Consider the following 7,203-nt stretch of genomic DNA (forward strand, 5'->3'; position numbering starts at 1 on the left):
GTGCGGGCGACCGCCTGGCTCCACATGCCGACAGCCTCGCCGACGATCTTGATATCAGGATATTTGGCGAAGACTTCCTTGGCGGCTTTTGTCCGCTGATCGTCGACGGATGTTCCCGGGACACCCGTGATGGCGATGATGTTGCCCTTGCCGTTGAGCTTCTTGACCAGCCATTCGGCGGTCACCCTGCCGGCTTCCAGCTGGTCGATGTGGACGTTGTAGGCACAAGGCTCGGTGATCTCGGCGTCGTAGGCAAAGACCTTCACGCCCTTGTCGCAGGCATTCTTGACGACCTGGTTGAGCGCGGTCGGGGAAATCGGATACACGACGATCGCCTCGGCGCCGCTTTGCACCATCGCGTTGATCTGCTGAATCTGGCGTTGCGCGTTGGGGCCAGCGACCTGGACCTGCAGGTCGACCTTGTCGGCCAGGCTCTTGTGGGCGGCCATGGCCTTGACCATGTTGGCCGCCTCCGCCTGCCAATCATTGCCGATGTAGCTCATGCTGAGAAAGATCTTGTGCTTCTCGGCTGCCTGCGCGGCGGACAGGCCGAAGGCGCATGCAGCCATCCCAGCCAGCAGCGCGAGCCGCCGGACTTTCGATCCGATACCCATGTGAAACTCCTCCCAAACAGAACGACCGAATGCCTCCCAAGGGCACAAAACGTAACCCTTGCCATTCGATGCCAGCGACCGTAACATCGTTTGATCAAATATCAATGATGAAATCGTTTATATCAAAACGGGCTATGTCGGCCGCTTGACGTGGCACCACGAACCTTGCATTCCCAGACAAGCAATAGTGTCGCCCTTGGGCGGGAAGGTTGACCGGAGATGGCTGGATCGGCGTTCAGGAAGCCTGGTGTCGAGATCATTCCACTGTCCAAGGAAACTCTGCAGGACCGGGTCTACAATCAGGTCACCGAACTGATCCTCGACGGCAGCATCGTACCGGGCGAGATGGTCACGGTTCAGAGCCTCGCCGACGCCTTTGGCGTCAGCCCGATGCCGGTCAGGGAAGCGCTGCGGCGCCTGACGGCAGCCAACGCGCTCACTGTGGTATCCGGACGCTCCATTGGTATTCCGGCGCTCAGCCGCGAGCGGCTCACCGATTTGCGCAATGTACGTTTTGAGATAGAGGCCATCGCCGCCGGCTGGGCCTCACAGAACCGGAGTGATGCGGATCTTGCGATTTTCGCGCGCGATCTGGACTCACTGGAACGCGCGAATGGCGCGGACGACGTAAAGGCCTATCTCAGGGCGAATTATACCTTCCACTTCGCAATCTACCGAGCAGCGGGATCCGAAACCCTGCTCAAGATCATCAAGGATCTATGGCTGCAGATCAGCCCCTATTTCAATATGCTGCATGGGTCCTACTCGACCGCGAACACATACCATCAACAGATGTTTGCGGCCCTGCGCGACCGGGACGAGCAGGCAGTTCAGGCGGCGGTTCGTGGCGATATCGATGCGGCTTTCGACATGCTGGTCGATCTTTTGAAGTAGCGCCCGGCCCGACCTCCGACCCCTATCACATGCCTCCTATTTCTGGGGATGGCAGAGCAGCGCTCATGCGCACTCAGCGGGCAAGCGCGGGCTTCTTCTGGTGATCTAGAGATCATATCCCGAGCGCGCCATCCATGATTCTCGTGCTACCGGCGGCAGCCGATGACGCGGCGAACGCATCGCATGGTCATTATCGCATTGCCAAAATCTGGTAGCGTGATTATACCAGTTGATCAGTTGACGACGCGCGATGCCGTCGCCGAAGAACAGGAGTGGTGACCAGATGACAACGATTGCGCTGTTCGGGGCTGGCGGGAAAATGGGCTACCGCCTGTCGACCAATTTTCGCGGGTCGCCCTACACGATACGCCATGTCGAGGTCAGCGATGCCGGCCGCGAACGGCTGAAGACCGGACTGGGTTTCGATACGGTCAGTGCCGACGAGGCGCTCAAGGACGCGGATGTGGTGATCCTGGCCGTTCCCGACACGCATATCGGCAAGGTAGCGGCCAGCATCGAGAGCAAGCTGGCGCCAGGCACGATGGTGGTGGTGCTCGACGCGGCGGCACCTTTCGCCGGCCATCTGCCGAAGCGGCCTGACCTCACCTATTTCGTCACTCACCCCTGCCATCCGCCGATCTTCAATGACGAGACCGACATGGCAGCCAAGAAGGACTATTTCGGCGGCGTGAAGGCCAAGCAGCACATGGTCAGCGCCCTGATGCAGGGCCCGGAAGAGGACTACGCCAAGGGCGAGGCGATCGCGAAGATCATATGGGCGCCGGTGATGCGTTCGCACCGCGTCAGCGTCGAACAGATGGCGCTGCTCGAGCCTGGCCTTTCGGAGACGGTGTGCGCCTCGTTGCTGGTGGTCATGAAAGAAGCCGTCGACGAGGTCGTGGCGCGCGGCGTCGACCAGCAGGCGGCACTCGACTTCCTGCTCGGCCATATGAACGTGCTCGGCGCCGTCATTTTCGGCGAGACCAAGGGCGTTTTCTCCGACGCATGCAACAAGGCGATCGAGTTCGGCAAGCCGGTGCTGATGCGTGACGACTGGAAGCGCGTGTTCGAACCGGAAGAGATCGCCGCCAGCATTCAGCGGATCACCTGAGAGAAGACAGGTGCTTGACGCAGCACCTCGAAGGCCCGGCATGCCATTGCCGATCCTCGGTTTTGGTAGCTCATCAGGTACATGTCACCTGAATTTGTGGTTGACTCATCATACCAGTTGGCTTAGCTGTTCATGGCTCGGATCGACAAGGTTTCGCAGGGAGCACGATGCCTGGGCAAGTGGAGGATGGCTGGGGAGCAACGATCCGTCCTGGGTAAGCCGGCAACGGTTTTCGACCCAAGCGATCCGCGGCCCGCGCTGCCTGACGAATTCGGATGCAGACAAAGCCATTGGCCGATCAAGGCAATTTTTCAAACGGGAGGACTTCATGAAACTCACACGCAGAATGACGCTTGCGGTTTTCGCCGGCATGCTGGCGCTTGGCACGGCAGTGCCCGCCTATGCGGCGGATCTCATCGCCATTATCACGCCCTCACACGACAATCCGTTCTTCAAGGCGGAAGCCGTCGGCGCGGAAGCCAAGGCCAAGGAACTCGGCTATGAGGCGCTGGTGCTGGTCCATGACGACGACGCCAACAAGCAGTCCGAGCTGATCGACACCGCGATCGGCCGCGGTGCCAAGGCGATCATCCTCGACAATGCAGGCGCGGACGCCACCGTCGCCGCCGTGCAGAAGGCCAAGGATGCGGGCATTCCGTCCTTCCTGATCGACCGCGAGATCAACGCCACCGGCGTGGCCGTGGCGCAGATCGTCTCCAACAACTACCAGGGCGCCCAGCTCGGCGCGCAGGAATTCGTCAAGCTGATGGGCGAGAAGGGCAATTTCGTCGAACTGGTCGGCAAGGAATCCGACACCAATGCCGGCATTCGTTCCAAGGGTTATCACGACGTCATCGATGACTATCCGGACCTGAAGATGGTTGCCCAGCAGTCGGCCAACTGGAGCCAGACGGAAGCCTATTCCAAGATGGAATCGATCCTGCAGGCCAACCCCGACATCAAGGGCGTGATCTCCGGCAACGATACGATGGCGATGGGCGCCTATGCGGCACTTGCCGCGGCGAACCGCAAGGACGTCATCGTCGTCGGCTTCGACGGATCGAACGACGTACGGGACTCCATCGCGTCGGGCGGTATCAAGGCAACCGTGCTGCAGCCGGCCTTCGCGCAGGCGCAGATGGCGGTCGAGCAGGCCAACGACTTCATCAAGAACAAGAAGTCGCCGGCCAAGGAAAAGCAGTTGATGGACTGCGTTCTGATCAATGGCGACAATGCCGCCAAGCTGGAGACCTTCGCGCTGACGAACTGAGCCAGCGTGATTTCAATAGCGAGGGGCGAACATCGGTTTTCGCCCCTCGCCGCCATTTTCCGTGGGCCGCCCACGATGCTGAACGACAGGCCGCCATGCTGAACACCAAGCCGAACTGGCCGACCCTTACCGTAATGGTCGGCATCAGCCTGACCGCCTGCAAGATCCTGCCTACGAAATCGGAAGCCGGAGACAACGCTCCCGCCTTCAATCCAGACAAGATGGTCGAAGAGACATGGGCGGCAAAGGTCGTGCCCTATCTCCAGCAGAAAGCCGGACCGTTTGCGCAGGTTCACACCCTGGCGACAACCGATCCATCGGCTGCCGGCGCCAAATACGGCAATCCGAACAAGCAGGCGAATTCGCCTTGGACTTTCGCGGTTCGCCTGGAAGGCAAGATCGTCACGGCCAACACGCAGTCGCGGGCAGCAACCGTCGACGTCGATATCGACGGCGACGGCAAAGCCGATGCACGAGTGCAGATCGGACCGGCGGTGCGCGGTACCGCGCTGCGCGACAGCCTGGACTTCATCCAGTTCAACGACTTCACCAACCAGATCGACTTCGCCCAGTTCGGCAAGGCGTTCAACGCTTATGCCGACAAGACGGTGCTCTCCAAGCTGCCACGCGATGCGCTGGAAGGCCGCAGCGCCAAGGTGCTCGGCGCCTATACGCTGGGGAGCGGCCAGGACCTGCCGCTGGTGACGCCGGCGGAGGCAGAGATCGGGCCGAAACCATGAGCGCGACAGCTGAGCGCGAAATCATCCTGAAGCTCGAGGACGTCTCCAAGGTCTATTCCGGCACCGTTGCGGTCAAGCGCGCCAATTTCGAGGTGCGCAAGGGCGCGGTCAACGTGCTGGTCGGTGAAAACGGCGCCGGCAAGTCGACGCTGATGAAGATCATCGCCGGTGTCGAACGGCCGACCGCCGGCCGCATCCTGCTGGAAGGTGAAGAGGTTTCCTTCTCCTCGTCCGCGGACGCGGTGAACCGCGGCATCGGCATGGTGTTCCAGGAGCTGAACCTGTTCGGCAATATGTGCGTCGCCGAGAATATTTTCGCCACCCGGGAGATCACCAACCGCTTCGGCAAGATCGACCGCGAGCAACAGGAAAACCGCGCTGCGGAATTTCTGGAACGCCTGCAAGCCGGCATACGGCCAGACATGCTGGTTGAGGATCTGCGCATCGGTCAGCAGCAGCTGGTCGAGATCGCCAAGGCGGTCTCGCTCGACGCGCGCATCCTGATCATGGACGAGCCGACCTCGGCGCTGAGCGCTGCGGAAGTCGAGATCCTGTTCAAGGTGATCGCCGACCTCAAGGCACGCGGCGTGGCGATCGTTTATATCTCGCACCGGCTCGAAGAGCTGATCCGCATCGGCGACTACATCACCGTGCTGCGTGACGGCCGCATCACCGGCCAGGAAGAGATGAAGAACGTCGACACGCAATGGATCGTTCGCCAGATGATCGGCTCCGACGCCAAGGACTTCGCCAAGGCCGACGGCCATCTTCCGGGAGAAGAGATTTTTCGTGCCGAGGAGATCTGCCTGCCCCGCGCCACCGGCGGACTTGCCGTCGACCATGTCTCGTTGTCGCTGCGTGCCGGCGAGATCCTCGGCATTTACGGCCTGATGGGCGCCGGGCGCAGCGAGCTGTTCGACTGCATCATGGGCCGTCACGGCCATTCGACGGGCGAGATCTTCATTGGCGGTATAAAGGTCAAGGAGCGCGATACGACGCGGCGCATCCGGCGTGGCCTGGCATTGATCCCCGAAGACCGTCAGCGCGAAGGGCTGGTCTCGATCCTCTCGGTCGCCAGCAATTTGACGCTGGCCAGCCTGTTGCGATTTGCCCGCCTGTTCCATATCCGTGGCGCCGACGAAAGGCAGGCGGTGACGCAGATGGTGCGGGAGCTGGCGATCAAGGTCGCCGACCCTGCGCAGGAGGTGTCGTCGCTGTCGGGCGGCAACCAGCAGAAAGTGGTGATCGGCAAGGCGCTGCTCACCGAACCCAAGGTGCTGCTGATGGACGAGCCCAGCCGAGGCATCGATGTCGGCGCCAAGGCCGACGTCTTCCGCACCATGCGCAAACTGTCCCGCGACGGTTTGGGGATTTTGTTCGCCACCTCCGACCTCGACGAGGTGATGGCGCTGTCCGACCGCATCGCGGTGATGAGCAACGGAAAACTGACCGGCATGTTCGATCGCGCCGAAGCGACGGAGGCGGCACTCGTGGCTGCATCCGCGCTTGGCCACGGACCGACCCCACGCACGGAGAGCACCGCCCATGACTGACATCCCAGCCAAAGCGGCCGCTCCCTCCACTTCCAGCGGCTCGGTGCTGCTGACCGTGATGAAGCTTCGGACGTTCATCGCGCTGATCGCCGTGCTGATCTTCTTCTCGATCGCGGCGCCGAATTTCCTATCGACCGCCAATCTGATCCTGATGTCGAAGCACGTGGCGCTGAACGCATTCCTGGCGATGGGCATGACCTTCGTCATCATCACTGGCGGCATCGACCTTTCGGTCGGCTCGATCGTCGGCCTGTGCGGTATGGTGGCCGGCTATCTCGTGCTCAACGGCATCGACCTGCAGATCGGCTACACCATCTATTTCAACGTCTTCGAGATCGCGCTGATCACACTGGCCGTCGGCATATTGATCGGCGCCGTCAACGGATTGCTGATCACCAGGCTGAACGTTGCACCGTTCATCGCCACGCTCGGCGTCCTCTACGTCGCGCGCGGCCTGGCGCTGCTGTCGTCGGATGGCCGCACCTTCCCCAACCTGGTCGGCAAACCGGAACTTGGCACCACCGGCTTCGGTTTCCTCGGTGCCGGCCGGCTGCTCGGCCTGCCGGTGGCGATCTGGATCCTGATCGTCGTTGCACTGGGAGCCGCCTATCTCGCCAAATACACGCCGCTTGGCCGCCACATCTTCGCCGTCGGCGGCAATGAACGGGCGTCGCGGATTTCAGGCGTCCGTGTCAACATGGTGAAGATGTTCGTCTATATGTTCTCCGGTTTCTGCGCGGCGATCGTCGGCCTGATCATCTCGTCCGAGCTGATGGCCTCGCATCCGGCGACAGGCGAAAGTTTCGAGCTCAACGCCATTGCGGCGGCGGTGCTCGGCGGCACCTCGATGTCGGGCGGGCGCGGCACGATCGGCGGCACCATCGTCGGCGCCTTCGTCATCGGTATTCTTTCGGACGGATTGGTGATGATGGGTGTGAGTTCGTTCTGGCAAATGGTGATCAAGGGCCTCGTCATCATCGTTGCCGTCGTCGTCGACCAGGCGCAGCGCCGGCTGCAAAGT

Annotated in this window: 7 protein-coding genes; 6 read left to right on the forward strand and 1 reads right to left on the reverse strand. The window is 61.5% G+C overall.

The window, feature by feature from the left end; all coding sequences use genetic code 11:
* Window positions 1–614 (reverse strand): substrate-binding domain-containing protein (locus EN893_RS11790; RefSeq protein ID WP_164900809.1); only part of this gene is annotated, 614 nt, incomplete at its 3' end.
* A 219-nt stretch (window positions 615–833) separates the two neighbouring features.
* Here EN893_RS11790 and EN893_RS11795 point away from each other — a divergent pair.
* The 6 genes from EN893_RS11795 to EN893_RS11825 form a co-directional block, all read left to right on the forward strand.
* Window positions 834–1,508, forward strand: coding sequence for a GntR family transcriptional regulator (locus EN893_RS11795; protein WP_013533053.1), 675 nt, complete (start codon window positions 834–836; stop codon window positions 1,506–1,508).
* Between the two features lie 283 nt (window positions 1,509–1,791).
* Window positions 1,792–2,619 carry a phosphogluconate dehydrogenase C-terminal domain-containing protein gene (locus EN893_RS11805; protein WP_127269048.1) on the forward strand — a complete coding sequence of 276 codons (828 nt, stop codon included), beginning with the start codon at window positions 1,792–1,794 and terminating at the stop codon, window positions 2,617–2,619.
* Window positions 2,620–2,947: 328 nt separating this feature from the next.
* Entirely contained in the window at window positions 2,948–3,889 is a 942-nt protein-coding gene (locus EN893_RS11810) for a D-ribose ABC transporter substrate-binding protein (protein WP_128361548.1), read from the forward strand.
* A 95-nt stretch (window positions 3,890–3,984) separates the two neighbouring features.
* Window positions 3,985–4,629: a DUF2291 family protein gene (locus EN893_RS11815; RefSeq protein ID WP_127269050.1), complete on the forward strand. Its 645-nt coding sequence runs from the start codon at window positions 3,985–3,987 to the stop codon at window positions 4,627–4,629.
* Window positions 4,626–6,182 carry a sugar ABC transporter ATP-binding protein gene (locus EN893_RS11820; RefSeq protein ID WP_127269784.1) on the forward strand — a complete coding sequence of 519 codons (1,557 nt, stop codon included), beginning with the start codon at window positions 4,626–4,628 and terminating at the stop codon, window positions 6,180–6,182. Before EN893_RS11815 ends, EN893_RS11820 begins: the two co-directional genes overlap by 4 nt.
* The coding region (locus EN893_RS11825) for an ABC transporter permease (RefSeq protein WP_164900810.1) at window positions 6,175–7,203 on the forward strand (1,029 nt) is incomplete at its 3' end. The genes EN893_RS11820 and EN893_RS11825, both read left to right, overlap by 8 nt.

Source organism: Mesorhizobium sp. M7A.F.Ca.CA.004.04.2.1 (assembly GCF_004022825.1).
Taxonomy (GTDB): domain Bacteria; phylum Pseudomonadota; class Alphaproteobacteria; order Rhizobiales; family Rhizobiaceae; genus Mesorhizobium.